This is a genomic window from Actinoallomurus rhizosphaericola, from assembly GCF_024055675.1.
Lineage (GTDB): Bacteria > Actinomycetota > Actinomycetes > Streptosporangiales > Streptosporangiaceae > Actinoallomurus > Actinoallomurus soli.
Map to the genome: position 1 here is coordinate 85,149 of NZ_JAMXMW010000009.1, position 23,017 is coordinate 108,165.

The following is a 23,017-nucleotide window of genomic DNA, read 5'->3' on the forward strand; positions in this document are numbered from 1 at the left end:
GGCGACGAGAGGCAGATCGATGACGACATATGACCCGATAGTCGAGATACGCGCGCTGCGGTCCCTCCGGCTGCTCAGCCCGTTGCGGCCGCCCGAGCCGGGCCGCGCGCTCGTCCTGGTGCCGCGCTCGGGTGAGCCGTACGCGATCCACCACGGTGGATCGGTGCCCTCCGCCTGGGTCGGAAAGTACCAATCGTCCTACCTGGTCGACATGACCGAGCACTGGCTCAAGATCGAGCTCTCGCTGCTCAGCAAGGACCCCAGCTTCGCGTTCCGCGGCTCCGTCGGGCTGCTCGCCGGCGTCAACGACCCGATCGAGGTGGTCGCGCGCGGGATCCGCGACGTCGGCCGCGCGCTGGAGGACCACACCAGGTGGCTGCTCCGGCAGGTGTCGCGCGACTACGACATCGCGCAGTTCCACGACGCCGAACGCGCGCTGAACGTCGCGGTGCGCGGGTTCACCGGCGACTCCGCGATCCGGCTGCGCGACGTCACGGTCGAACTGCAGGTGGACGACGAGGAGGTCGTCGCCAGCGGGCGGGCGTACCGCGACGCCGAACGGGACGCCCGGTTGAGCGACCGGCGCCGGGACCGGCACCTGGCGATACTGCGCCGCGACGGAGTGGAGGCGCTCCTGGCCGAGATCTTCGAGAGGGAGGGGCCCCAGGCCGTCCTGGACCGGATCGCGGCCGCGGAGGACGCCGAACGCGAGGAGCTCATGCGGGCCTGGCAGACGGTCCTGAACAACTCCGACGTCGAGCCGTTCGACATGGTGGAGGCCCAGCGCACCGTACTGCGGCGCCTGATGGAGGGGTCCAGCGCGCCGTTCGGAGGCACCCGGTCGGGCCGCCTGCGCGGCACGATCCCCGCCGCCTCCGCACCCCCCGAGCTGGCGTCCGGACCGCTGCCCGACGACGACCGGGACGGCTCTCCAGGCCGGGGCGGCGTCGCAGACCGGGACGGTCGTCGGGCGGCCGAGCACGGCGGCGCGACGGGCCGTGGCGGCACGATGCACGGCGAACGGGCGGGCGGCCGGCCGGGGCCGTCGGAGGGACCGCCGGAGGACGAGCCGGACGGTGGCGCCGACCGGCTCGGCCCGCGCGGCGCCGCGCCGGGTGAGCCGCCGAAACCGGGCGGCGGCGCGGGTGGCGGCGCGCGGCAGACGAGCCGGATACGGGGGGCACGCCCGGCGCGCCACCCCGGCGAGGGACGTCGCCCATGAACGTCGACGCGACCAGCTGGCATGGAGGGGCCGTCTGGACCCACCGGAGCGATGCCGTGCTGGCCGTCGCGGTGTGGACGGAGAGACGCCCGGGATACGGCGAGGACGCCGAGCCGTTGTTCGCCCACCACCTGCCGACGGCCCAGGGCATCACCGGAGTGTTCGACGGGGCGGCCGGGGCCGGGGCGTCAGCGGCGTACGAACCGGGTGACGGCACCGTCCGCAACGGCGCCTGGGTGGGGTCGCGCACCGCGCGGGCCGCCGTGGAGTCCTGGTTCCGTGGCCACGTCGAACGCGGCACCGCCCCCGACACCGAGTCGCTGCGCCGCCGGGCGGACGAGTTCCTCACCTCGATGCGGCCGTCCAGCCGGAGCAAGGTCGTCGGAACCGTACGGAAGGACCTGCCGACGACCATGGCGGTGGCCCAGTACGAGCTCCGTCAGGGCCAGGCGCACTGCCGCGCGCTCTGGGCGGGCGACTCCCGGGTGTACGCGCTGACGCCCCGCGCCGGGCTCCAGGCGCTGACCCGCGATCACACGGCCGAGACCGACGCGCTGGAACAACTGCGCCGGGATCCGCCGATGACCAACCTGCTCAGCGCGGGACGGCCGTTCGACGTGGACGTCAACACCCTGACCGTCGGCCTGCCGTGCGTGCTCGTCACCGCGACCGACGGATTCTTCGGATACGTTCCTGCGCCCGCGTACTTCGAATGGCACCTGCTCGACACGCTCGGCCAGGCCCATGACGAGGGGAACTGGGGCCTGCTTCTGGCCCGCCGGGTGATGGGGTACACCGCGGACGACGCCTCGCTCAGCGTCGTCGCCCTGGGCTTCCACGACTTCGCGCACCTGCGCGAGAGCTTCAGCGTCCGCGCGAACGACGTCCACATCAAGTACGTCGCGGCCGGACCACCGTCCGACCACGACCCGGAGGCCGTACGGGCCTGGCAGACGGAGACCTGGCACGCCTACCGGGAGCTGTACGAGAAACGGATGCCCGCGTACACGGAGGTGCGCGCGTGAAGAGACGCGGCGACGAGGTCGGCGGCTACCGCCTGCTGACCGACCCCACCAACGAGGGCGGCGCGAACTGCATGTGGGCGTTCGCCGAGAAGGACGGCCGGCAGTACTTCATCAAGCGCTTCCTGGAGCCGAAACGCCCCAAGGAGGGTTCGCCGGCGAACGCCGCCGCCCGGAAGCTGATGCTCGAGGAGTGCGAGGAGTTCGAGGAGCGGCACCGCTCGATCATGGAACGCCTGTCGCACGACATGAGCGGTGGCGGCAACCTCGTCCTGGCCGTGGACCTGTTCCACGAGGGGTGCACCTATTACAAGGTCACCGAGCGGATCGAGACGTCCAGCCTCGAACACCCCGAGCGGCTCGGCTCCCGGGAGAAGGCCATCCTTCTGCGCACTCTCGCACTGAGCGTGCAGCTGCTGCACGGCATCGACGTCGTCCACGGCGACCTCAAGCCCGACAACGTCCTCGTCCAGAAGAAGCCCGGCAGTCCGTTCCACGTCGCCAAGCTCATCGACTTCGACGACTCCTTCATCTCCGGCCGGCCACCGGCCCGCGAGGTCATCGGCGGGGACCAGTTCTACGGCGCACCCGAATGGCGGCGTTACGTCCAGGGGGACGAGAGCGTGCAGCCGGAGCACCTGACCACGGCCGCCGACGTCTTCGCGCTGGGCCTGATGATCCACTACTACCTCACCGGTGCCCTGCCCGACCACGACGACCGCTTCCAGTTCCCCGCCGACGCGGTCACGGCCGGTGAGGCGCTGCGCATCGATCCGCGGATCGGCCCGGTGATGACCGACATGGTGCGGGCGATGACGGCGCGCGCCCCCGGAGCCCGCCCGGACGTCGCCGCGCTGCTGGCCGCGCTGAAGGACACCGACGTCTGCGACCTTCGGACTCCGGCGCCCACCGCCGAGACCCCGCCGGCCCGGCCCCCGGCCGGGAGTGCCCGGCCGGCGGACAGCCGGGTGAAGAAGAACCTGTTCGGCAGGACCCGCGGCACGCCGGACGGCCCCGGCGGCACCGGCAGGACCGGCGGCACCGAGGGCACCGACGGCAGCGACAGCGCGGAGACGACCGGGAGAACCGAACCGGTGGCCCCGGACAGGCCCACCGTCTCCCGGGTGCGCATCAACCTCCCGCCGCCGGTGGACCCCGGCGGCCGATCCCCCAGAACGAGAGGAGAACGGCGATGACGTCCAATGGCCAGTACCAGGGGAGCCTGCAGTACGCGGTCGACATCGTGATGTGCATCGACGTCACCGGGAGCATGCACCCGGTGCTGGGCAACGTGAAGAAGAGCGCCCTGGTCTTCCGCGACCGGCTCGAGTCCGTCATGCACGAGAAGGGGAAGGAGATCAGCCAGCTTCGCCTCAAGGTCATCGCCTTCCGCGACTTCGCGGACTACGCCGACGACGCCATCGAGCAGACGGACTTCCTCGTCTTCCCCGAGCAGGCCGCGGTGTTCGACGACTTCGTCGGGCGGCTGGAGGCCGACGGCGGCGGCGACGCTCCGGAGTCCGGCCTGGAGGCCCTCGCCCTGGCCATCAACGCCGACTGGGAGCGAGGGCTGGACCGGCGACGGCATGTCATCGTCATGTTCACCGACGCGCCGGCGCACCCGCTGGGCAGCCCGGCCTCGACCGCCGCCCACACCTACCCGCCGAACATCCCGCGCAGCATGGACGAGCTCTCCGCCCAGTGGGGATACGGACGCAGCCAGACGGCGGTCATGGACAACGCCGCCAAACGTCTCGTCCTCTTCGCGCCGGACATCTCCCCGTGGACGGAGATCTCCGAGGAGTGGAGCCTCGCCATGCACTTTCCTTCCAAGGCGGGTCACGGCCTCGAGGAGTTCGAGATGGACGAGATCATCAACACGATTGCGTACAGCCTGTGACACCGCGCTGGATCAATCGGGGCCGCCACGAGAGCGTCCGTCCCCGGTCCACCGCGCCGGAGCACCGCCGTGGGGGTGGGATGCCGCCGCTGCCCGGAATGCGGATCGACTGCGGGAACGCCCTCCTTGTGCTGTCCGACGGCCACCTGACCATCGACTGGGGACGGTTCGGGATGCTGAGCCTCCCGGCGGCCTGGTGCGGGGACGCGCAGGTGCTCTTCGCGGCGGGGGAACTGCAGTTCAGCTGCCGCTTCACCGCACCGACGAGTATCTCGGGGTCGCCGGACCTGGTCACGTTCCGGCTGTCCGTGCCGGCCGAACACGGGGGGACCGCCTTCCAGATCGCCCAGGCGCTACGCGAAGCCGGCTCCGCGGCCTCGGATCCGCCGGACCGGTGGGAGGCGTCCCCGCCCGCGGCGTCCGACGGCGCGCCGCCGGCGGACGGCCCATCCTCGGCCGGCCACGCGCCCGGCTCCTCCGGACGGCCGTCGCACGTACGGGAGCCTCAACGGCATGCCGACGGCCGATGGGCTCCTGGGGAGAGCCGGCCGGCCGATCCGGCCGACCTGCCGGTCCAGACGCCCACCGCCCCGGCGCCGAAAGGCCGGGCGTACAGAGCGCTGGAAAGCCAGGCGTACGGGGCCCTGGAAGGCCAGGCGTACGGGGCCCTGGAAGGCCAGGCGTACGGGGCGCCGGGATCCTTCGGCGGGGCGCCAGGCGGATCGCCGGTCTCCCCCGGCACGCCCGAGGACGCGTACGGGTATCCGCGGGAGGCGGCGTCCGACCGGCTGGGCACGGCCGGCCCGGCGGCTCCAACCGGCGGAATCGAGGGACGTGGTGGGACGCACCCGCCCTGTGACGCGCCTTCGGCGGGTGCGGACGCACCCGGGCTCTGGCAGGGCATCGATACGTCCCCGCCCCCGGATGAGCCCTGGGAGCCGGCCGAACAGGTCCAACCGATCCCGCCGGCCCAGCCGATCGAGTCGGGGCGGCCGATCGAGTCGGGGCGGCCGGCCCAACCGGTGCGGACACGAGAGCGGGGAAGGACCCATCCGTTGTTCGATCCCGGTCGAGACGACCGGCCTTCGCCGCTGGACGGGACACCGGGGCAGGCGGCGTTCTCCGGCCGGACGGCGTCCGAGGCGCCGCCGCTGTTCCCGGCATCGTCCGCTGACCGGCCCGCGGCGGACCCGTCCGGCGTCCCCACGGTGACGACCGCACCGGAAAACGATCAGTGGGTCGGCTTCCGCCCCGGCCCGGACACCGAGCGCCTGATCGCCCGGCTGCCGCAGCGGGAGAGGCCCGGCGCGGCGGACGCACCGGGCGAGGAGAGGAGGTCGCTGCATGGCTGATGTGACCTGGCGCTGCTCGTCCTGCGAGACCTACAACGACGCGAACGCCGGCGTGTGCATGGTCTGCGACACGCAGCGCGGCCGGTCGCCGGCGGACGGAGGTTCGGGGCCGACCTGGCGGTGCCGGCAGTGCGACGTGTGGAACGAGGCGGACCGGAACTCCTGCCAGGGCTGTGACACCAGACGGGCCCTCGCCACCGAGCCGGACACCGAGCCGGTGCCCGGCAGGCCGGCGCCGGGGCCCAATGCCCGGAGACGGGTTCGCGGCCCCTCATGGGACCTCGTTGATCCATCGGCCGTTTCCCCGCCGCCGGTTCCGCCGGGTCCGGCCGAGCCGCCCGGAACCGAGGCCGCCACCGGCTGGGCCCGGTCACCGGGCGCCGACGCGGATTTCGGCCTGCCGCATGAGTTCCCCCCGGTCAAGCCCTACTTTCCCGGGTCCGGTACCCCCTATCCCATCGCGCGGCCGCCGGGCGGCCGGAAGTCGTCCAAGACACTGGTAGGCGTGGTGACCGCCGCCGCGATCGTCGTGGTGGTCCTGATCGCCGCCCTCTCGGCCGGCGGATCCGGCGGCCCGAGCGGCGGCCCGACGGGCACCCCCACGGAGACCAGCGGCAGCCCGAGTACCGGCGGCAACGACGCCTCCCCGGTCGGTGACTCCGGTACCGGGGAGGAGCAGGCGGGTGCGGTCGACGCGCTGCTGTCGCGCAGCTCCGCGACCCGTTCGAATCTGCGCACCGCCATCGACGGGATCCTCGACTGCTCCGACGTGGACGGCGGGGTCTCGACGCTCCGGAGCATCACGGACGATCGGCGGTCCGAGCTCGCCGACGCCCGCGGTCTGTCGGTCGATGGGATCGACGGCGGTACCGAGATGAAGGACAAGCTCGTGCAGGCGCTCCAGGACTCCCTGACCGCGGACGAGGCGTTCCTGTCCTGGGCCGAGGACACGCAGACGAACGGCTGTGACGGCAATGCGGACGTGACGAGCGACTATCGCCAGGGAGAGAGCGCCTCTTCCGCGGCCGGGGACGACAAGACGGCGTTCATCGGACTCTGGAACCCGATCGCCGACCGGTACCACCTCGACCGGCGCACGCCCGACGACGTGTGAACGCCGCACCGCCCCGTGCCCGGAGCCCGGTGCGCAGTGCCCGGAGCCCGGTGCCCGGCGTCCGGCGTCCGGTGCCCCGCATCCGGTGCCCGGCGGTCCGCGGTCCGTCGGAAGGTCCCGGGAACGTCTGCGGTGCCGGTGTCCGGTTCGCATATGCCGGCGATATGCCCTGCTGCCTAGGCTTCAGGGCATGCGCGTGCTGATCGTGGAGGACGAGCCCTACCTGGCCGAAGCCGTCCGTGACGGTCTCCGGCTGGAGGCGATCGCCGCCGACATCGCCGGTGACGGTGACACCGCCCTGGAACTGCTCGGCATCAACTCCTACGACCTGGCGGTCCTCGACCGCGACGTCCCCGGCCCCTCGGGCGACGAGATCGCCCGGCGGATCGTCGCCTCCGGCAGCGGCATCCCGATCCTCATGCTCACCGCCGCCGACCGGATCGACGACAAGGCCTCCGGGTTCGCCCTCGGCGCCGACGACTACCTCACCAAACCGTTCGAGCTTCGAGAACTCGTCCTGCGGCTGCGGGCGCTCGACCGCAGGCGCGCGCACGCCCGGCCCCCGGTCAGCGAGATCGCGGGCCTGCGGCTGGACCCCTTCCGCCGGGAGGTCTTCCGCGACGGACGCTATGTCGCGCTCACCCGCAAGCAGTTCGCAGTGCTCGAGGTCCTGGTCGCCGCCGAAGGCGGTGTCGTCAGTGCCGAAGAGCTGTTGGAGCGGGCCTGGGACGCCAACGCCGACCCCTTCACCAACGCCGTACGCATCACGGTCTCCGCCCTGCGCAAACGACTCGGCGAACCCTGGCTCATCGCCACGGTGCCCGGCGTCGGCTACCGGATCGACACCGGCGTCGACCGCGGAATGGACACCACCCGCCCTGGCAGCACCCGTGCATAGACGCCCAGGGCTCAGCGCCCGCCTGAAACTCACCATCAGCTACGCCGGATTCCTCGTCCTCGCCGGTGCTCTTCTGCTGGCCGTGCTCTGGGTGTTCGTGCTGCGCCACGTGCCCGACACCGACCCCGAGACCATCCGGAAGAAGTTCAGCGGCGTGATCATTGTGAGTACCAGCCGCACCGAGCTCCTGCGCGGCTTCGCCCCCGCCGCGGCCATCACCCTGGCCTTCCTGCTGGTGTTCGGCCTCCTGGGAGGATGGATCCTCGCCGGCCGGATGCTCGCGCCACTCACCCGGATCGCGGACGCGGCCCGGATGGCCTCGGACGGATCGCTGTCCCACCGGATCCGGTTGGAAGGTCCCGAAGACGAATTCCGCGAACTCGCCGACGTGTTCGACACCATGCTCGAACAACTCGAATCCCACGTCGCCGAGCAGCAACGATTCGCCGCGAACGCCTCCCACGAACTGCGCACCCCGCTGGCGATCTCCCGGACGCTCCTCGACGCCGCCCGCAACGACCCCACGCGGGACCAGCGCGAAGTCCTCGATCGCCTCCACACCGTCAACACCCGGGCGATCGACCTCACCGAGGCCCTCCTGCTGCTCAGCCGCGCCGACCGCAGGAGCTTCACCCGCGAGCCCGTCGACCTGTCCCTGATCGCCGAGGAAGCCGCCGAAACGCTGCTGCCCCTCGCCGAGAGGCGCCAGATCACCCTCGACGTCACCGGCGAGCAGGCACAGACCGCCGGCTCCGCGGCGCTCCTCCTGCGGATGGTGACGAACCTCGTCCAGAACGCCATCGTCCACAACCTGCCCGCCGGCGGCACCGTGACCGTCCGTACCGAAGCGCGGCACGACGCGAGCGTGCTACGGGTCGAGAACACCGGCCATCGGGTGCCGGCGGACCTGATACCGACCCTCACCGAGCCCTTCCAGCGCGGAACGGAACGCGTCCGCACCGACGAGCACGCCGGCGTCGGCCTCGGGCTGGCCATCGTGCACAGCATCGTCCGCGCACACGACGGGACCCTCGACCTCACGCCCCGCCCCGCCGGCGGTCTCCTCGTCACGATCCGGCTCCCTGGAATAAGTCCGAGCGACGACTGACCGGCATATCGCGCACGTATCGAAAATCGCATACGCCGCCACAACGGTCCTCCGTCTTCAGTAGAGGCATGGACCAGATGACCAAGGCCTCCGTGCTGCTGGCCGCCGCGGCCCTCGCCCTGACCGCCGCGGGATGCGGCGGCTCCGGCGCCTCGAAATCGAGCTCGTCCGGCTCCAACGCGAACGCCACTCTGGAGAAGGCGGTGAAGTACGCGCAGTGCATGCGCGAGAACGGTGTGACCGGCTTTCCCGACCCCGACAAGAACGGCAGGTTCATGATCGCGGCGGGGGGACCGGACCGGAACTCACCGCAGTTCAAGAAGGCACAGCAGGCGTGCAAATCGCAGGAGCCGCCCGGGCTGCAGGAGAATCCCGCGGAGATCGCCAAAGACCAGAAGGAGTGGCTGAAGTTCGCGCAGTGCATGCGTAAGAACGGCATCCAGGACTTCCCCGACCCGAAGGACGGGCGCCTTCTGGTGCCGAGGGACCGCATCAACACCAACTCACCGCAGTTCAAGAACGCGCTGAACGCATGCCGTGACGCGGGCCACGTGGGAGGGGGCTCCGAGAATGGCAACGGCTGAGATCGGGACTCCGGCGAGCACCGGTGTTCCCGCCGAGCCGCCCGGCCGCCCGTGGTGGAGACGCAGGCGGCGCGGACTACTCGGCGGCGGCGTCGCGGTCGTGCTCGTGGTCGGTGGCGTGGTCCTCGCCATGACGAACCCGTTCGGCGACGGCGGCGAACCCGCCACGAGGGCCGGTGACGGGACGTCGCTGGCGGCGGTCCAGGAGGGGCCGTTGTCCTCGCAGGTCAGCCAGAGCGGGACGCTCTCGTACTCGGCCGGTGCCGACGGGACCCCGTACAGGGTGGTCGACCGGGCGAGCGGGACGTACACCTGGGTGCCGGCGACGGGCACCCGGATCGACTGCGGCGAGACGCTGTACAAGGTCGATCAGAAGCCGGTGCTCCTCATCTGCGGAAGCACACCCGCGTACCGGGACCTGGCGGAGGGCGACCACGGCAAGGACGTCCGGGCGCTGAACGAGACCCTCGTGGACGAGGGCTATGCCGGCAGGTCCGGGCTCGATCCGGATTCGGGTTATTTCAGCGCGGGAACCGCCGCGGCCCTGGAAAAGCTTCAGGACGAACGCGGCGCCGACGTGACGGGCAGGCTGGACCTCGGCCAGGCGGTGTTCCTGCCCGGCCCGTTGCGGATCGGCAAGGTGATGGCCGGGAACGGCACCAGCGCGGGCTCGGGCCGTCCGATCATGGAGGCGTCGTCGAACCGGCGCGAAGTGATCGTGAAGCTCGACGCCTCCCAGCAGTCCGAGGTCGAGAAGGGCGATCAGGCGCAGATCACCCTGCCGGACAACCGGATCACGTCCGGCGTGGTCCGCCGGATCGGCACGGTCGCGACCTCCTCCGGCAAGAACGACTCCGACGCGGGATCCGCCACGATCCCCGTCTACATCACGCTCAAGCACCCGAAGGACGCCGGAACCCTCGACGAGGCACCGGTCCAGGTGCAGATCACCACGGCCGGCGTCAAGAACGCGCTGATCGTGCCGGTGACCGCGCTCATCGGTCAGGCCGGCGGGGGATACGCGGTCGAGGTCGCGGCGGGGGACGGCGGCCGGACGCGGATCGTGCCGGTCACGCTGGGCCTGTTCGATGACGCCGACGGAAAGGTGCAGGTCTCCGGCACGCTGTCGGCCGGTGACCGAGTGGTGGTGCCGTCGACATGAGCGAGACGAACGTCCTCGAACTGGAGCGCGTCACCAAGACGTACGGCTCGCAGCCCCCCGTCCACGCGCTGCGCGGCGTGAACTTCACCATACGGAGCGGGGAACTGGTCGCGATCGTCGGCCCGTCGGGATCGGGCAAGTCCACGCTGCTGCACATCCTCGGCACGCTCGACCGGCCCAGCGGCGGCACGGTACGGATCGACGGGCAGGACGTCGCGACGCTCACCGACCGCCGGCTCGCCGCCCTGCGGGCGCGCAGCATCGGCTTCGTCTTCCAGCAGTTCCACCTGTCCGAGCACACCACCGTCCTGGAGAACGTCGCCGACGGCCTGCTGTACCGCGGCGTGAGACCCGCCGAGCGGCGTGAGCGGGCCGCCGAGGCGCTCACCCGGGTCGGGCTGGCGGACCGGGCGGGTTTTCGCCCGGGCAGGCTTTCCGGCGGACAGCGCCAGCGCGTGGCGATCGCCCGCGCTCTGGTCGGCCGCCCGGCCATCGTGCTCGCCGACGAGCCGACCGGGAACCTCGACAGCACGACGGGGGCGGCCATCATCGAGCTGCTGCACGAACTCAACGCCGACGGCGCGACCATCCTCGTGATCACGCACGACAGCGGGCTGGCCGCCCGGTTCCCCCGTCGGTTGCACGTCCTCGACGGGCGGATCGTCGCCGACAGCGCGGCACCTGCGATGGAGGACGTATGAGGCTGTCCGACCAGCTGCGCGTGGCCGGTACCGGGATCCGTGCGCGCCGCCTGCGGGCGGCCCTGTCCGCGCTCGGGATAGCGATCGGCACCGCGGCGATCGTGGCGGTGCTCGGCCTGTCCGCGTCGTCCCAGGCCGGGCTCCTGGCCGAGATCGACCGGCTCGGCACGAACCTGCTGACCGCGAACACCGGCCAGTCGTTCAGCGGCGGGGCGGCACAGCTCCCGGTCGCCGCACCGCAACGGATCTCCCACCTGCCCGATGTCGAGCACGTGGCGCACGCCGCCGCCATCGAGAACACGAACGTGTACCGCAGCCCGCTGATCCCGGTGGTCGACACCAACGCCCTGAAGGTACGGGCCGCCAGCCTCAACCTCCCCGAAGTGGTCGGAACCGGCGTGGCGCAGGGCCGCTGGCTGAACCCGGCGACCGAGCGCGAGCCGGTCACGGTGCTCGGCGCGCTCGCCGCGCAGCGCCTCGGAATCGATCGCGTCGATCCGGGCGAACGCATCTGGTTGAAGAGCCAGTGGTTCTACGTCGCCGGCATCCTGAGGCCCGCGACGCTGTCGACCGACATCGATACCAGTGCCCTGATCGGCTATCCGGCCGCGGAGCGCTATCTCGGCTACGTGACCGTCGACGAGGGCAAGGCGGTGGCCGGACCCGCGACGACGGTGTACGTGCGGGCGCGTACGGACAAGGTGCACTCGGTGCAGGGCGTGCTCGCACGGACCGCGAACCCCGAGTCGCCCAACGAGGTCGACGTCAGCCAGCCCTCCGACGCGCTCACCGCGCGAGCCGCCGCGAAGGGCGCGTTCAACAGTCTGTTCCTCGGGCTCGGGCTGGTGGCGCTGATCGTGGGCGCGGTGGGGGTCGCGAACATCATGATCATCTCGGTGCTGGAACGCCGATCGGAGATCGGGCTGCGCCGGGCGCTCGGCGCCACCCGAGGACAGATCCGCACCCAGTTCCTCTCCGAAGCGGTCGTGCTCGCGCTGCTCGGCGGCGTGGCCGGGGTGGCGGCCGGGGCGCTGACCACCGCGATCTACGCGAACACGAAGGGCTGGGCGGTGGTCATCCCGGTCCAGGCGTGGGCCGGCGGGATCGGCGCCGCGATCGTGATCGGCGCGATCGCCGGCCTGCTGCCGGCCCTCCGCGCCGCCCGCCTCTCCCCCACCGAGGCGCTGCGGACGCTCTGAGCACCATTCGAATCGCAGCCGCCGACCGAAGTCCACAAAAGACACCTGGATAGGACTATTTTGGTAACGTAATGGTCTATGCGAATCTCGGCGCGAGCGGACTACGCGATCCGGGCGCTCCTGGAGCTGGCCGCCGACACCGGCCGACCGCTGACCTGTGAGGCGATCGCCCAGTCCCAGGGCATCCCGCCCCGGTTCCTCAAGGCGGTCTTCCGCGACCTGCGGCGAGCCGAACTGGTGCGCAGCCAGCGCGGCTGCGAAGGCGGCTACTGGCTGAGCCGTGACGCGGCCTCGATCTCGCTGGCGGCCATCGTCGCCGCGGTCGACGGCCGGCTGATGACCGTACACGGGGAGACCCTCGGCGATCAGGGTTATCCCGGACCGGCCGCCCGGCTGTCGGAGCTGTGGGCCGGACTGCGGAAGCGGTTCGAGGACATCCTGGCCGGCGTGAGCCTGGCCGACCTGCTGGCGGACGACCCACCCGAGCCGGCCGTGTCGTTGCTGCGCGACGCGGCTCTCAGCGCGTGACGCGCCTGACCACACCGATGGGAGTTTCTGCGATGGCGGACGACTGGCACGGCGAGCTGCGGCACATCCGCGGTGCGCAGCTGACCGGTGACACCGGTCAGACCACGGGCATGACCCGGCTGGAGGCGATCTCCGGCAAGACGGTCGGATCGTCGAAGCTCTGGACGGGCAAGACGCTGGTGGCGCCCGCCACCAACTCCGGCGATCACCATCACGGCGACACGGAGACCTCCATCTACGTCGTGTCCGGCAACCCGGTGTTCGTCTTCGCCGACGGTGAGAACGAGGTACGCCTGGAGACCGAGCCCGGCGACTTCATCTTCGTGCCGCCGTACGCCCCGCACCGGGAGGAGAACCCCGGCGACACCGAGGCGGTCGTCGTCATCTCACGCAGCAGCCAGGAGGGCGTCGTGGTGAACCTTCCCAGTCTGTGGTCGCCGGTCGACCGGCCATGAGCGCGGGCGGCCCGCTGACCGTCGTGGAGGTCACCGATCCCGCGTGCCCGTGGGCCTGGGGTCGGAGCCGAAGTTCCGCTGGCTCCGTGCCGCGCTGGACGACGTGGCCACCTGGCGCCGCGTCTACGGGATCCTGTTCGACGACGATGACGATCCGCCGCCGGATCCCGACGCGGAGGCCGCCTGGTACCACCGGTACATCGCCGGAGTCGCCGCGCACACCGGGGCCCCGTACGCCTCCCGGCTTCGGTGGGTGGCGCGGAGCAGCCGGCCGTCCTCGCTCGCGGCCAAGGCGGCCGAGGCGCAGGGCGCCGAGACCGCAGCGTTCGTCCTGCGCCGGCTGCGCGAGACCACCTTCCTGCTGGGCACGCCCGCCGACGACATGGAGAGCGCGCTCGACGCGGTGAGGGGAGTGCCCGGCCTGGACCACGCCCGGCTCGTGAGCGAGACGCCGGTGTCCGGCCCTCTCGTCCTGGCCGGCTCGGACACCGGCGCCCTGCAGGCCCTCGCCGTGGCCGCCGCGCTCCCCCGGCCGCCGGCCGGGGTCATCCTCGCCGGTCTCGCCGACCTGGACACGCAGCCCCGGCTCTCGTGGGACGACGAACTCGAGGCACGTACCGCCTGCCCCACGCACCGGGCGCGGCTGACCGAGGACGACCGGTTCGTCCGCGGCGCGCTGTCCGGACCGCCGCCGCCCGCGCTCTTGTCCGCGCGACTCCCGCTCGCCCGGGTCGACCTGCCCGTACTCCTCCTGCACGGCGACGCGGACCCGGTCACCGCACCGGAGATCGCCCGCTCGATCGCCGCTCGGCTCCCGGGAGCCGAGCTGGGCATCGTACGCGGAGGGCGCCACGACGTCCTCAACGACATCGATCACCGGAGTGTCGCCGCCCACATCGTCCAGTGGCTGGAACGCCTGCGCTCCGGCCCGGGACGCGCCCCCGTCGTCACCGTCGAGACCCTCAGCTGAGAACGAGTCCGTCCCGCCCCCCTCGACAGTAAGGCGAGGTCATCATGGCCAGCATCCTGACCGTCTCCGGAAGCCCGTCCACCACCTCCCGCACCGCCCGGCTCCTCACCCACGTGGCGGAGCGGCTCATCGCCGACGGCCACCAGATCACCACCCTGGACATCCGCACCCTGCCCGGCCAGGCCCTGCTCGGGGCCGACTTCGGGCACCCCGCCATCGTCGCCGCCACCGAGTTGTTCGAACGCGCCGACGGGATCGTCATCGGCACACCCGTCTACAAGGCCGCCTACTCCGGCCTGCTGAAGTCCCTGCTGGACCTGCTTCCACAGTTCGCGCTCACGGGCAAGACGGTCCTGCCCCTGGCCACCGGCGGGTCCGCCGCGCATGTCCTGGCCATCGACTACGCCCTGCGACCGGTTCTGACGTCGATGGGCGCCGACCACATCGTTCAGGGGTGGTTCGTCCTGGACCGCGACATCACCGTGCACGAGGACGGCACGACGATCATCGAGACGAGCACCGATGAGACCCTCGGCCGCGTGATCGACCAGTTCTCCACGGCCACCGGCCGCACCGCACGACTGGCGCCCGCCGGCTGAGCCCGCGATCCCGTCGGCGCCCATGAGGGGGTTCCGCGGGCCGGGCGGCCGCTCACGTCGGCGTCGACGTGAGCGCGGGCGCCGTCGGAGCGACGACGGCCGGCAAGCGGCCTCTGCGGGGACGACGGGAGGCGTCAGCCCCCGCGACGGACGCGCGGTCGCCGATCGCGTCAGCGCGTACGGTCTCGGGCGTCTGTGCCGGTGGTCCGGTCGGCGGGTTCGAGGGCGTTCCGGCCGCCCAGCATGTCGAGGAGGACCATGGCGTCGTGGTCGGGGCTCGCGGCGTCGGCGTAGTAGACGACGAGGCGCTGACCGGGGGTGCCGTCGAGGTGCATGGACTGGTAGCCGAGAGTCAGGTCACCGACGCGGGGGTGCTGGAAGTGCTTGGTGCCGGGGCGATGGGCGCGGACGTCGTAGCGCTCCCACAGGCGGGCGAAGTCCGGGCTCTTCAGGAGGAGGTCGCCGACGAGGCGGGCCAGGTCGGGAGCATCGGGGTCGGTGCCGGCCAGGGCGCGTAGGCGTGCGACGCACCCGCGGACCTGGGTGCCCCAGTCGGTGAACAGGTCGCGCGCGGCGGGGTGCAGGAAGTAGTAGCGGGCCAGGTTGCGCTGCTCGACCGGCCAGTCGTCGATGCCCGCGTAAAGGTGCAGGCCGCCGGGGTTGGCGGCGAGCACGTCCAGGGTGCGGCTCAGGACGTAGGCCGGGCTCGGCCGCAGGCCCTCCAGCAGGAGTTCGACACCCGGCCGCACCGCGCGGCTGGGCGCGGTGGGCGGCCCGAGGGTGTTTCGCGCGGCCCGGATGGCCAGCCGGCGCAGGTGCTCGTGTTCGTCCTCCTCCAGGCGCAGCGCGCGGGCGAGGGAGTCGACGACGGCGGGGCTGGGACGCGTCTCCTTGCCGCGTTCCAGGCGGGTTTAGTAGTCGATGCTGACCCCGGCGAGGGTGGCGAGTTCTTCGCGGCGCAGTCCCGGGGTACGGCGAAGCCCCGGGCCCGGGGGAAGGCCGACCTGCCGGGGAGTGATCTGGGTCCGGCGGGCGCGCAGGAACCCCGCCAGGTCGTTGCCGTGCTGATCAGGACTCATCGAGAAGTCCTCCTTTCCGTTGACCGGGTCGAGGTGGCCGTGAGGGGCCGTGTCGCTCCCCGGCACGCCGCTCCCCTGCACCGCGCGGCCTGCCGCCGTGCCGCCCGGGGCGCGACAGTGGAACGGCCGCGAGGGAGCGTCGATCCAGCGGCCTCCCGTACACGGGCTGTGACCCGGCAGCCCACCGGTCCGACACGAAGGAAGAACACGGCATGCGCAACACCACTCTGGGTGCCGACGGGCCGCAGGTCGGCGTCATCGGCCTGGGCGCCATGGGAATGAGCTTCGCCTACGACATGGCCGCCCCGCGTGACGAGGCGACCTCCGTCTCCGTCATCCACCAGGCCCTCGACCTGGGCATGACCTTGATCGACACCGCCGACGTCTACGGTCCGTACACCAACGAGGAACTCCTCGGCCGGGCCCTGGCCGGCCGCCGCGACCGTGCGGTGATCGCCACCAAGGTCGGCATGGAGGCCATCGACCCCACCGGCGGGCCGGGTGGTTCCCCGCTGGTCCGGCCCAATGGCCGGCCCGAGCATGTCCGTGCCGCCATCGACGGCAGCCTGCGCCGCCTGGGCACCGACCATGTCGACCTCTACCAGCTCCACCGGGTCGACCCCGCGGTCCCCATCGAGGAGACCTGGGGTGTCATGGCCGAGGCCGTCGCGGCCGGCAAGGTCCGCCATCTGGGCCTGTCCGAGGTCGGCGTCGAGCAGATCCGGCGCGCCCAGGCCGTGCACCCGGTCACCACGGTCCAGTCCGAGTTCTCCCTGTGGAGCCGCGACGTCCAGGCCGAGGTCCTGCCCTACTGCGCGCAGCAGGGCATCGGCCTCCTGCCGTACTCGCCGCTGGGCCGCGGCTTCCTCGCCGGCCGCTTCGCCTCCTTCGACGAGCTGCCGCAGAAGGACCAGCGCCGGCGTCTGCCGCGCTTCCAGCAGGACAACCTGCGCGCCAACCTCGACATCGCGGCCAAGGTCCGCGAGGTCGCCGACCGGATCGGCGTCACCCCCGCGCAGGTCGCCCTGGCCTGGCTCATCGCCCAGGGCCCGTACGTCGTCCCCATCCCCGGCACCAAGACCCCGGAGTACCTCGCCGACAACGCGGGCGCGGCGGACGTACGGCTGTCTCCGGCCGACCTCGCCGAGCTCGACGCCATCCCGGCCCCCGTCGGCGCCCGGTACTGACCGGCCCACCGCCGGCGCCGACCGGCGACGGCCACGCGGTCGCGGCGGCGTCGCGGCGCCGGCGGTGGGGCCACCCGCGCTCACCCGGCGCTCTCGATTCAGCGCGCCGCGGTGGTGCGCCGGTACCGCTCGGCGGGGCGGGAGGCCGACAGGCTGCCGCTCAAGGCCTGGCGCGCGCCCTGGTACGCGTCCCACAGTTCGACGTCGGGCAGCGCCGGGATGGTCACGAACTCGCCGTCGTCCAGCCCGGCGAGCGCGGCGTCGACCAGGTCGTCGACCGTCATCACCCACTCCTGCGGCAGGTTCTCCACCGGGTTGCCGGCGATCTGCCAGAAGTCCGTCGCGATCGCCCCGGGCAGCACGACCTGCACCCGCAGGCCCTTCTCGCCCAGCTCGTGGCGGAGTGACTGGCTCAGCGCGAGCACGAACGCCTTCGAGGCGCCGTAGACGCCGTTGAGCAGTTCGGGGACGATGGCGACGATCGAGCCGATGTTGATCACGGTGCCGCCGCCCCGGGACACCGCACCGGGCGCGAACGCGTAGGTGAGCCGGGTCAGCGCGGTCGCGTTGAGAGTGATCATGGATTCCATGGCGTCGACGTCCGAGTCGACCAGCGGTGCCACCGCGCCGAAGCCGGCGTTGTTCACCAGCACCGAGATGTCCTCGTTCGAACGCAGGACCTGCTCGACGCGGCGCAGGTCCTCGGCGCGCGCGAGGTCCGCGGTCAGCACCTCCACCGAGCGGCCGGTCTCACGCGTGATCCGCTCGGCCACGGCCTCCAGCCGCTCGCGATTGCGGGCCACCAGGATCAGGTCGTGACCGCGCCGGGCCAGCCGGTCGGCGTACACCGCGCCGATGCCGGAGGAGGCACCGGTGATCAGGGCGGTTCCCACCGTTTCATTCATTTCTGTCGTCATTCCTTCCAAGCACAGCGGTAACGCGGCCGGGCGGCGGGAGAGGCCGCCCGGCCGATGAGGAGACCAGGACCGGGACCGGTGCCGCCTAGTCGAGGCGGGAGACCTGATAGTGGGCGATGAGCCAGTCGTCTCCCGTACGCGTGAGCAGTACGGCGAGCTTGACGCTCAGCGTGGGCCGGTCGGCGAAGGAGAAGTCGACGGCCGTGTAGCCGAGCACGATGTCGTCGGCAAGACGCCGGCTCTCCAGGATGCGGTACGCGGGCGACAGGCCCAGCGGCTGGGAGTCGTAGTAGTCGGCGACTCCCTGCCTTCCGACGCTGTAGGGGTGCAATCCCTGGAAGATCGCGTCTTCGGTGAAGTAGGAGGCGACCCGATCCGGCTGGTGACCGTCGACGGCCGCCTTCCACTGATCGAGGACGCCGCGCAGGATCTCTTCGGTGTCCGTCATGTCATGCATCACGGTTCTCCTGTCCAGTGGAGGGACATCGGGATCGCGGCCGTCGGCTCCGGGAGCCGGGTCTTCAGTGGCCCGCGCTCATGCCGCCGTCGACGTGGAGGATCTCGCCGGTGACGAACGGGGCGTTCTCCAGGTAGATCACCGCCTCCGCGACGTCGCTCTCCTCGCCCATCCGGCCGACGGGGTGCAGGGCGGCGAGGAACTCGTGGGTCTCCTCCGGGTGCATGGGCGTCTTGATGGTGCCCGGCGAGACGGCGTTGACGCGGATGCCGCGGGTGGCGTACTCGATGGCGAGGGACTTGGTGGCGGACTGCAGTCCACCCTTGCTCAGCGAGGCCAGCACGGAGGGCACCCGGGAGTCGGCGTTGTCGACCAGGCTGGTGGTGATGGTGACGACGTGACCGCTCCCCTGGGCGAGCATCTGCTCGATGGCCAGCTGGGTGATGTGGAAGAAGCCGTCGAGGTTCACGCTCTTCACGGCGGCGTAGTCGTCCCGCGTGTAATCGGTGAACGGCTTGGCGACGAAGATCCCCGCGTTGTTGACCAGCGTGTCGACGCGGCCGAAGCGCTCCTTGGCGGCGGCGATGACGCGCTCGGCGGTGGCCGGGTCGGCGATGTCGCCCTGAACGGTCACGACGTCCGGGTCGCCGGAGGGGGCGATCGTACGGGAGGTGGCGACGACGGCGTAGCCGAGCTTGCGGTAGGCGTCGACGATGGCGGCGCCGAGGCCCTGCGAAGCGCCGGTGACGACCGCGACCTTCTGAGAACTCATGATGACCTTCTCCGAGATGAGTGAGGATTCCGCGACCGGAGGGCTACTAGCCGACCGGTCGACTATTGGTTTAGTCACCCGACGGGGAGAAGACAACCGCCAGAGGCGCTCGGGCCGGGACCGGCTTCCTCCCAGCTGATAGGCATTTCCTCCCAGCGCAGGTCAGCGGGACGGTCCTGCTTGCGAGGGCGTCGGAGACCGGCAGCACGACGCCACGACCCGCGCCGCCTGCGCTGGCATGAATCACCGGGCAGGCCCGGCAGAGGACACGCGGCTCACCGCGCTCACGAACAGAGGGGAAATAGGTGGCCGAGGTCTCAGGTGCCGGCCGGCGCGTCCTGGCCGGCGTGGGCGCCGAGGAGGGCCAGACAGTTGGCCCACAGGGCGCCCAGCGGCGCGGTGTCGTTGTAGAGCTTGGCGAAGAGCACTTGGCCTTCGAGCTGGGCGACGATCGATCGGGCGGCCTGGTGGGCGTCGGCGACGGCGACGTCGCCGCGGTCCAGGGCCTCGGCGATGACGGCGGCGACCAGGTCGACCTGGGCCTCGAAGATCTGCTGCAGGCGGTCGCGGACGGCCTGGGTGTGGGCGCTCATCTCCAGGGTGAGGTTGCCGAACAGGCAGCCGGCGACGATGCCGCAGCTCCGCTGACCGGCGCGCTGGGACTCCTCGGTGTGCTCGAACAACCGCTGCAGCCGCCACAGCGGCTCGCCCTCGCCGTTCAGAATGCGGGTCCAGTCCCGCAGCTGGGCGGTCCAGCGCTCGTCGATCACGGCCAGGGCGAGCGCCTCTTTGGACTCGAAGAAGTAGTAGAAGCTGCCCTTGGGCACGCCCGCGGCCTTGCAGATCTCCGCCACGCCCAGCGCCGAGTAGCCCCGCAGCTCGACGAGGGACTGTGCGACCGTCAGGATCTTCTGTCTCGCATCACTGTTCCGCCCCACACCGTCAACTGTACGACCGGTCGACTAATCGCCACCCCGGAGCATCACGCGGCGATGGACGCACTCCTGTCCGTCGCGTCGAGGAACAGTCTCAGCAGCGCGGAGATCGTACGGGGGGCGTCCTCCAGGCTGTAGTGCCCCACGCCCGGGAGTTCGCTGACGAGACCGTGGGGGAACACCGCGCGGAACAGGGGGAGGAATCGCGCCGCGTCGAGCGTCCGGTCCTCCGCCCCCCAGATGGCCAGTGCCGGGATCGTCGCCAGGAGTTCCCGCGCGCCGGCCGTGGGGGGTTCGAAGACGTGTGCGCCCAGGGCGAAGCCCTTGGCCCAGCCGAGGGCCCCGAGGGTCTCGGTCCGCGTCGGGAAGGCGGCCGCGTAGGCCCGGACCCACGTGGGAGTGATGATCGCGCCGTCCTGGAAGCCGTTGAGCTTCAACGTGCTGAGGATGTTGTATCCCAGTGCGCCGAGCACGTCGTCGAGGCTCCCGTCCTCCTGGGCCCGCATGATCCACTGAAACCACGGGGCCTGGGACGCGTTGGCGGCGAGAGTGTCTCCCAGCTCCGGCTGGCCGAAGGGCGTCGGCCCGTTGACGCTGACCACCCGGGAGATCAGCTCGGGGTGCCGCGAGAGCAGCCCCATCCCGACCGGGCCGCCGAAATCGTGCATGACCAGGGTGATGTCGCGCAGCCTCAGATCGAGGACGAGCGCCTCGAGGTTGTCGATGTGATCCTGCAGCCAGTAGGTGCGGTCGGCCGGGGTCTCGCTCTTGCCGAAGCCCATGTGGTCGGGCACCACGACCCGGTGGGTGCCCGAGAACTCCGTGATCAGGTGCCGGAAGAGGTAGCCCCAGGTGGGCTCGCCGTGCAGGCACAGGAGCACCGGCCCGGCGCCCTCGTCCACGTAGTGCATGCGGAAGCCGGGAGCGGTGCTGAAGTGCGGCGGGAAAGGGAAGGTGCCGTCGAAGGTCTCGTGGGTGCCGATCATCGGGACAGTGGCTCCTCGGGTCGTGGCTCTCTGAGAGCAGGGCAAGCTGGTTTCAAATCAAAACCTACTAGTCTTGATTTGAAACCGGCAACTGCGCGGAGGAGGATTTCGAGTGGCCCGTATGCGGACGGCGCCGTGTCCCGTGATGCGGACGGTGGACCTCATCGGCGACAAGTGGACGCTGCTGATCCTGCGCGACGCCTTCGACGGGCTGCGGCGCTTCAGCCAGTTCCAGCGCAGCCTGGGCATCGCGAAGAACATCCTCAGCGATCGCCTCGCCGCCCTCGTGGCGTCCGGGATCATGCGCACCGAACCGGCCTCGGACGGGACGAGCTACCACGCGTACGTGCTGACCGAGAAGGGGCTGGAACTTTTCGATCTGATCGTCACCCTCCGGCAGTGGGGTGAGCGCAACGCGTTCGAATCCGGCGAGGAGTACCGGACGCTGATCGACGAGACGACGGGCGAACCGCTGGCCCGCGTCACCTACGTACGGCCGGACGGACGCCCTCTGCGCCGCGATGAGACCCGGCTCGGCGATTTCCGGCCCATCGAGTGACCTGCGGCTTCTCGGGCGAGCCGTGCCGGCGGATCAGTGCGGCGGCGAGCAGCGTCGCCACGGCGAGAGTCCCCCACAGGGCCAGGGAACCGTGCGCGGCGAGTGTCGTGATGGCCGCCGGGGACACGGCGAGGCCGAGGCCCGTGGAGAGCTGGAAGCGGGCGAGGGCCCGCCCTACGAAGCGCGGCGGGGCGAGGGCCGTCACCAGGGGAGTCGCCGCCCCGGCGTAGATGATCTCGCCGAGAGTGCACACCACCGACACCGCGGCGACGGCCGGAGCGGCCCAGCCGCCGCCCAACGTGGCGGCGCCGAGGAATCCGACGTACGACGCGGCCAGGACCAGACCGGCGATGGCCAGGGCGGTCCGCCGAGAGAGCACCGCCATCCGCACGGTCACCGGCACCTGGAGCGTGACGACCAGCACCGTGTTGGCGATGAAGACGCCCGCGGCCCACATCGCGGAGGCGTGCAGCCGGGTCACCAGGACCAGCGGGAGCGCGATCTCGGGCACGTTGAGGCAGAAGGCGTACACGACGTTGGCCGCCAGCAGCGCGCGCAGCCGCGGCGCGGGCTCGTCCTCCCCAGCGCCGGCGGGCTGGACCGCCGGGTGCGCACGAATGCGGACCGACCATGCCAGGACCGCCGCGCCGAGGTAGGTCAGCGCGGTGCCGCCCGCCAGCGCGCGCAGGGCCGTGGTCCCGCCCGCCAGACCCGCGGTGGCCACCAGCGCGCCCACTCCCAGGCCCGCGTTGCGCACCGAGCGGCCGGCCGCGAGGGCCGCGTCCCGTTCCCGGCCGTGCGCCACGGTGGCGACGAGAGCGGAGTGGGCCGCGGGGAACGCCTGGTTGCCGACACCGAGGAAGAGCGCCGCGGCGGTGAACAGCCCGACGTCGCCCGCCGGTGCTGCCAGCAGCAGTACCGACCCGATGACCCGCACCAGCATCGAGGCCGCCACGGCCGTACTGCGCGCGCCCCGGTCCAGCCACCGGCCGACGGCGGGCGTGCAGGCCAGGCCCGCGACCACCCCTGCCGTCAGCGCCGCCCCGGCGATCGGCGCGGGCAGCCTCAGCACGGCGACCCCGTAGAGCACCAGGAAAGGCCGCAGCAGGCCGGTGCCGACCGCGTCCACGGCCACCGCGACGGCGTAGCGCGCACCGCCGAAGGCGCGCACGAGGTCCAGCGCACGGATCTGCCGTGGCCGCCGGATTCGAGCGGAGATCGTCATGGCGCCCACCGTGCGTCCGCCGCCTCGGCCGCGTCACGCCGGTTGACGGATCGCGTCAACCGGCGTGCCGGCCCGTGGCCCGGCTG

The 23,017-nt window shown here is 71.7% G+C and carries 26 protein-coding genes; 18 read left to right on the top strand and 8 right to left on the bottom strand.

What is annotated here, in order from left to right; translation table 11 throughout:
• Positions 1-19: 19 nt before the first annotated feature.
• The 16 genes from NE234_RS20910 to ssuE all read left to right on the top strand — a co-directional run bounded on the left by NE234_RS20910 (position 20) and on the right by ssuE (position 14,814).
• Positions 20-1,222 carry a hypothetical protein gene (locus NE234_RS20910; RefSeq protein WP_252782154.1) on the top strand — a complete coding sequence of 401 codons (1,203 nt, stop codon included), beginning with the start codon at positions 20-22 and terminating at the stop codon, positions 1,220-1,222.
• Positions 1,219-2,247: a hypothetical protein gene (locus NE234_RS20915; RefSeq protein WP_252782155.1), complete on the top strand. Its 1,029-nt coding sequence runs from the start codon at positions 1,219-1,221 to the stop codon at positions 2,245-2,247. Before NE234_RS20910 ends, NE234_RS20915 begins: the two co-directional genes overlap by 4 nt.
• On the top strand, positions 2,244-3,440 hold the full coding sequence (locus tag NE234_RS20920; protein WP_252782156.1) for a protein kinase domain-containing protein: 1,197 nt from the start codon (positions 2,244-2,246) through the stop codon (positions 3,438-3,440). Before NE234_RS20915 ends, NE234_RS20920 begins: the two co-directional genes overlap by 4 nt.
• Positions 3,437-4,144 carry a vWA domain-containing protein gene (locus NE234_RS20925; RefSeq protein ID WP_252782157.1) on the top strand — a complete coding sequence of 236 codons (708 nt, stop codon included), beginning with the start codon at positions 3,437-3,439 and terminating at the stop codon, positions 4,142-4,144. The genes NE234_RS20920 and NE234_RS20925 overlap by 4 nt, the downstream gene beginning before the upstream one ends.
• 80 nt (positions 4,145-4,224) lie before the next feature.
• Positions 4,225-5,496 carry a hypothetical protein gene (locus tag NE234_RS20930; protein WP_252782158.1) on the top strand — a complete coding sequence of 424 codons (1,272 nt, stop codon included), beginning with the start codon at positions 4,225-4,227 and terminating at the stop codon, positions 5,494-5,496.
• Positions 5,489-6,610, top strand: a complete 1,122-nt coding sequence (locus NE234_RS20935; protein ID WP_252782159.1) for a hypothetical protein — start codon at positions 5,489-5,491, stop codon at positions 6,608-6,610. The genes NE234_RS20930 and NE234_RS20935 overlap by 8 nt, the downstream gene beginning before the upstream one ends.
• Positions 6,611-6,800: 190 nt before the next feature.
• On the top strand, positions 6,801-7,508 hold the full coding sequence (locus NE234_RS20940) for a response regulator transcription factor (RefSeq protein WP_252782160.1): 708 nt from the start codon (positions 6,801-6,803) through the stop codon (positions 7,506-7,508).
• A complete protein-coding gene (locus NE234_RS20945; protein WP_252782161.1) occupies positions 7,501-8,616 on the top strand; it encodes a sensor histidine kinase in 1,116 nt (371 codons plus the stop codon). Before NE234_RS20940 ends, NE234_RS20945 begins: the two co-directional genes overlap by 8 nt.
• A gap of 68 nt (positions 8,617-8,684) precedes the next feature.
• A complete protein-coding gene (locus NE234_RS20950; RefSeq protein WP_252782162.1) occupies positions 8,685-9,200 on the top strand; it encodes a hypothetical protein in 516 nt (171 codons plus the stop codon).
• A complete protein-coding gene (locus NE234_RS20955) occupies positions 9,187-10,362 on the top strand; it encodes an efflux RND transporter periplasmic adaptor subunit (RefSeq protein WP_252782163.1) in 1,176 nt (391 codons plus the stop codon). Before NE234_RS20950 ends, NE234_RS20955 begins: the two co-directional genes overlap by 14 nt.
• On the top strand, positions 10,359-11,063 hold the full coding sequence (locus tag NE234_RS20960; protein ID WP_252782164.1) for an ABC transporter ATP-binding protein: 705 nt from the start codon (positions 10,359-10,361) through the stop codon (positions 11,061-11,063). The genes NE234_RS20955 and NE234_RS20960 overlap by 4 nt, the downstream gene beginning before the upstream one ends.
• On the top strand, positions 11,060-12,262 hold the full coding sequence (locus tag NE234_RS20965) for an ABC transporter permease (protein ID WP_252782165.1): 1,203 nt from the start codon (positions 11,060-11,062) through the stop codon (positions 12,260-12,262). The genes NE234_RS20960 and NE234_RS20965 overlap by 4 nt, the downstream gene beginning before the upstream one ends.
• A 78-nt stretch (positions 12,263-12,340) precedes the next feature.
• On the top strand, positions 12,341-12,790 hold the full coding sequence (locus tag NE234_RS20970) for an RrF2 family transcriptional regulator (protein WP_252782166.1): 450 nt from the start codon (positions 12,341-12,343) through the stop codon (positions 12,788-12,790).
• Between the two features lie 32 nt (positions 12,791-12,822).
• Positions 12,823-13,245, top strand: coding sequence for a cupin domain-containing protein (locus tag NE234_RS20975; RefSeq protein ID WP_252782167.1), 423 nt, complete (start codon positions 12,823-12,825; stop codon positions 13,243-13,245).
• 43 nt (positions 13,246-13,288) lie between these two features.
• Complete coding sequence (locus NE234_RS45400; RefSeq protein ID WP_252782168.1) at positions 13,289-14,215, top strand: alpha/beta hydrolase; 927 nt, start codon at positions 13,289-13,291, stop codon at positions 14,213-14,215.
• A 44-nt stretch (positions 14,216-14,259) separates the two neighbouring features.
• Positions 14,260-14,814, top strand: coding sequence for an NADPH-dependent FMN reductase (gene ssuE / locus NE234_RS20985; protein ID WP_252782169.1), 555 nt, complete (start codon positions 14,260-14,262; stop codon positions 14,812-14,814).
• A 170-nt stretch (positions 14,815-14,984) separates the two neighbouring features.
• On the opposite strand, the gene NE234_RS20990 is transcribed toward ssuE, so the two are convergent.
• Both NE234_RS20990 and NE234_RS20995 read right to left on the bottom strand, forming a co-directional pair.
• Positions 14,985-15,563, bottom strand: a complete 579-nt coding sequence (locus NE234_RS20990; protein ID WP_252782170.1) for an MmyB family transcriptional regulator — start codon at positions 15,561-15,563, stop codon at positions 14,985-14,987.
• Between the two features lie 162 nt (positions 15,564-15,725).
• On the bottom strand, positions 15,726-15,893 hold the full coding sequence (locus NE234_RS20995; protein ID WP_252782171.1) for a hypothetical protein: 168 nt from the start codon (positions 15,891-15,893) through the stop codon (positions 15,726-15,728).
• A gap of 212 nt (positions 15,894-16,105) precedes the next feature.
• Between NE234_RS20995 and NE234_RS21000 the strand changes: the two genes are divergently transcribed.
• Positions 16,106-17,080 carry an aldo/keto reductase gene (locus NE234_RS21000; RefSeq protein ID WP_252782172.1) on the top strand — a complete coding sequence of 325 codons (975 nt, stop codon included), beginning with the start codon at positions 16,106-16,108 and terminating at the stop codon, positions 17,078-17,080.
• Positions 17,081-17,178: 98 nt separating this feature from the next.
• Here NE234_RS21000 and NE234_RS21005 read toward each other — a convergent pair whose 3' ends face one another.
• The 5 genes from NE234_RS21005 to NE234_RS21025 form a co-directional block, all read right to left on the bottom strand.
• On the bottom strand, positions 17,179-17,985 hold the full coding sequence (locus NE234_RS21005) for an SDR family NAD(P)-dependent oxidoreductase (RefSeq protein WP_252782173.1): 807 nt from the start codon (positions 17,983-17,985) through the stop codon (positions 17,179-17,181).
• A 97-nt stretch (positions 17,986-18,082) separates the two neighbouring features.
• Positions 18,083-18,454: a YybH family protein gene (locus tag NE234_RS21010; protein ID WP_252782174.1), complete on the bottom strand. Its 372-nt coding sequence runs from the start codon at positions 18,452-18,454 to the stop codon at positions 18,083-18,085.
• A gap of 64 nt (positions 18,455-18,518) precedes the next feature.
• A complete protein-coding gene (locus NE234_RS21015) occupies positions 18,519-19,226 on the bottom strand; it encodes an SDR family NAD(P)-dependent oxidoreductase (RefSeq protein ID WP_252782175.1) in 708 nt (235 codons plus the stop codon).
• Between the two features lie 317 nt (positions 19,227-19,543).
• Positions 19,544-20,164, bottom strand: coding sequence for a TetR/AcrR family transcriptional regulator (locus tag NE234_RS21020; protein ID WP_252782176.1), 621 nt, complete (start codon positions 20,162-20,164; stop codon positions 19,544-19,546).
• 44 nt (positions 20,165-20,208) lie between these two features.
• On the bottom strand, positions 20,209-21,147 hold the full coding sequence (locus NE234_RS21025) for an alpha/beta fold hydrolase (protein WP_252782177.1): 939 nt from the start codon (positions 21,145-21,147) through the stop codon (positions 20,209-20,211).
• A 121-nt stretch (positions 21,148-21,268) separates the two neighbouring features.
• Between NE234_RS21025 and NE234_RS21030 the strand changes: the two genes are divergently transcribed.
• Complete coding sequence (locus NE234_RS21030) at positions 21,269-21,706, top strand: winged helix-turn-helix transcriptional regulator (protein ID WP_252782401.1); 438 nt, start codon at positions 21,269-21,271, stop codon at positions 21,704-21,706.
• Here the strand turns inward: NE234_RS21030 and NE234_RS21035 are convergent.
• Positions 21,630-22,931 (bottom strand): MFS transporter, encoded by a 1,302-nt coding sequence (locus tag NE234_RS21035; protein ID WP_252782178.1) that lies wholly within the window; start codon positions 22,929-22,931, stop codon positions 21,630-21,632. The genes NE234_RS21030 and NE234_RS21035 overlap by 77 nt on opposite strands.
• Between the last annotated feature and the right edge of the window lie 86 nt (positions 22,932-23,017).

Coding starts and splice junctions, on each gene's coding strand:
- NE234_RS20910 (WP_252782154.1), top strand. CDS start 20: ATGACGACATATGACCCGATAGTCGAGATACGCGCGCTGCGGTCCCTC.
- NE234_RS20915 (WP_252782155.1), top strand. CDS start 1,219: ATGAACGTCGACGCGACCAGCTGGCATGGAGGGGCCGTCTGGACCCAC.
- NE234_RS20925 (WP_252782157.1), top strand. CDS start 3,437: ATGACGTCCAATGGCCAGTACCAGGGGAGCCTGCAGTACGCGGTCGAC.
- NE234_RS20930 (WP_252782158.1), top strand. CDS start 4,225: ATGCCGCCGCTGCCCGGAATGCGGATCGACTGCGGGAACGCCCTCCTT.
- NE234_RS20935 (WP_252782159.1), top strand. CDS start 5,489: ATGGCTGATGTGACCTGGCGCTGCTCGTCCTGCGAGACCTACAACGAC.
- NE234_RS20940 (WP_252782160.1), top strand. CDS start 6,801: ATGCGCGTGCTGATCGTGGAGGACGAGCCCTACCTGGCCGAAGCCGTC.
- NE234_RS20950 (WP_252782162.1), top strand. CDS start 8,685: ATGGACCAGATGACCAAGGCCTCCGTGCTGCTGGCCGCCGCGGCCCTC.
- NE234_RS20955 (WP_252782163.1), top strand. CDS start 9,187: ATGGCAACGGCTGAGATCGGGACTCCGGCGAGCACCGGTGTTCCCGCC.
- NE234_RS20960 (WP_252782164.1), top strand. CDS start 10,359: ATGAGCGAGACGAACGTCCTCGAACTGGAGCGCGTCACCAAGACGTAC.
- NE234_RS20965 (WP_252782165.1), top strand. CDS start 11,060: ATGAGGCTGTCCGACCAGCTGCGCGTGGCCGGTACCGGGATCCGTGCG.
- NE234_RS20970 (WP_252782166.1), top strand. CDS start 12,341: ATGCGAATCTCGGCGCGAGCGGACTACGCGATCCGGGCGCTCCTGGAG.
- NE234_RS20975 (WP_252782167.1), top strand. CDS start 12,823: ATGGCGGACGACTGGCACGGCGAGCTGCGGCACATCCGCGGTGCGCAG.
- ssuE (WP_252782169.1), top strand. CDS start 14,260: ATGGCCAGCATCCTGACCGTCTCCGGAAGCCCGTCCACCACCTCCCGC.
- NE234_RS20995 (WP_252782171.1), bottom strand. CDS start 15,893: ATGAGTCCTGATCAGCACGGCAACGACCTGGCGGGGTTCCTGCGCGCC.
- NE234_RS21000 (WP_252782172.1), top strand. CDS start 16,106: ATGCGCAACACCACTCTGGGTGCCGACGGGCCGCAGGTCGGCGTCATC.
- NE234_RS21005 (WP_252782173.1), bottom strand. CDS start 17,985: ATGAATGAAACGGTGGGAACCGCCCTGATCACCGGTGCCTCCTCCGGC.
- NE234_RS21010 (WP_252782174.1), bottom strand. CDS start 18,454: ATGCATGACATGACGGACACCGAAGAGATCCTGCGCGGCGTCCTCGAT.
- NE234_RS21015 (WP_252782175.1), bottom strand. CDS start 19,226: ATGAGTTCTCAGAAGGTCGCGGTCGTCACCGGCGCTTCGCAGGGCCTC.
- NE234_RS21025 (WP_252782177.1), bottom strand. CDS start 21,147: ATGATCGGCACCCACGAGACCTTCGACGGCACCTTCCCTTTCCCGCCG.
- NE234_RS21030 (WP_252782401.1), top strand. CDS start 21,269: ATGCGGACGGCGCCGTGTCCCGTGATGCGGACGGTGGACCTCATCGGC.
- NE234_RS21035 (WP_252782178.1), bottom strand. CDS start 22,931: ATGACGATCTCCGCTCGAATCCGGCGGCCACGGCAGATCCGTGCGCTG.